The organism is Acidobacteriota bacterium (assembly GCA_003225175.1).
In the GTDB taxonomy this organism is placed as follows: domain Bacteria; phylum Acidobacteriota; class Terriglobia; order Terriglobales; family Acidobacteriaceae; genus Gp1-AA112.
In genome coordinates this window covers 1-206 of record QIBA01000127.1, presented here as the reverse complement: position 1 = coordinate 206, position 206 = coordinate 1, and the positions used below count along the sequence as shown (strand labels likewise).

1 protein-coding gene is annotated in these 206 nt (G+C 55.8%); it reads right to left on the bottom strand.

Features of this window, described 5'->3' with window-relative positions:
• Positions 1–206 (bottom strand): hypothetical protein (locus DMG62_23350; protein ID PYY20520.1); only part of this gene is annotated, 206 nt, incomplete at both ends.

Below are 206 nucleotides of genomic sequence, written 5' to 3'. Positions count from 1 at the left end.
TTAAAAATGTTTTTCAGATCATGGTTATGATTCAAGTTCAAACCGCGGATGAAGACCGGCTTCTTGGCGCGGTGCAGCTCGCCTTCGACCAAGCGATAGTCGGCACTGCTGCGTGTTTCCAGCGCCAGTCCGCAATAAGCCCAGAACTGGCGCTTGCCGCGGAAGCGAAACGGAGTTTGCACGCGAGCGATCAGCAAGGCAGCGCG